This is a genomic window from Streptomyces sp. CO7 (assembly GCF_053474865.1).
The window spans coordinates 416,538-417,468 of record NZ_JBRIOU010000002.1 but is presented as its reverse complement, the minus strand read 5'-3'; the positions used below and the strand labels follow the sequence as shown (position 1 = coordinate 417,468).

Below are 931 nucleotides of genomic sequence, written 5' to 3'. Positions count from 1 at the left end.
GCCGGGGCCGGGGTGGGGGTCTTGGTCGTGTCGCTCACTTTGCCGCCTCCGTGGTGCGACGCCCCGCGCGACGGGTCACGGCGTTGTCCGTGGCGCCCGTGATGGCGGCGATGATCTCTTCGTGGCTGGTGTCCTTCACGGGGAAGGTGCCGTTGTTCTTGCCCAGGCGCAGCACGGCGACGGTGTCGGCGACAGCCTTGACATCGGCCATGTTGTGGCTGATGAGGATGACGCCGAGGCCGCGCTCGCGCAGCCGCTCGACCAGGTCGAGGACCTGGGCGGTCTGCTCGACGCCGAGGGCGGCGGTGGGCTCGTCCAGGATGACGATCTTGGGCTCGCCGATCAGGGCGCGCGCGATGGCGACGACCTGGCGCTGGCCGCCGGAGAGGCCGGCGATCGGGATGCGGACGCTGGGGATGCGGATGGACAGCGTGCTCAGCAGCTCGCGGGCCTTCTGCTCCATGGTGACCTCGTCGAGCACGCCGCGACGGCGCAGCTCACGGCCGAGGTAGAGGTTGCCGACGACGTCCAGGTTGTCGCACAGGGCGAGGTCCTGGTAGACGGTCGCGACGCCGAGCTCCTGGGCGTCGTGGGGCTTGTGGATCTGGACCGGGCGGCCCTCCCACTCGATGGCGCCCTCGTCGATGGGGTGGACGCCGGCGATCGCCTTGACGAGCGTCGACTTTCCGGCGCCGTTGTCGCCGACCAGCGCGACGACTTCTCCGGCGTGGACCTCCAGGTGGACGTCGGTGAGGGCCTGGACCGCACCGAATCGCTTGGAGGCTCCGCGCAACGCCAGCACGGGCGTAGCGGACACGTGAATCATCTCCTTCGCCGCCTGACCCGGCGGGGATGCCGCGTTCCGGGGGGCAGAACGCGGTGGGGTGTGCGAACGCACAGGATGTACGGGGTGGACGCGCGCTCGTGGGGG

General features: G+C 70.8%; 1 protein-coding gene. It reads right to left on the bottom strand.

The genetic code is table 11. The annotated features are described in order from the left end of the window. Positions 1 to 34 precede the first annotated feature (34 nt). Positions 35 to 826 (bottom strand): ATP-binding cassette domain-containing protein, encoded by a 792-nt coding sequence (locus ACOV8S_RS03825; RefSeq protein ID WP_351116646.1) that lies wholly within the window; start codon positions 824 to 826, stop codon positions 35 to 37. Between the last annotated feature and the right edge of the window lie 105 nt (positions 827 to 931).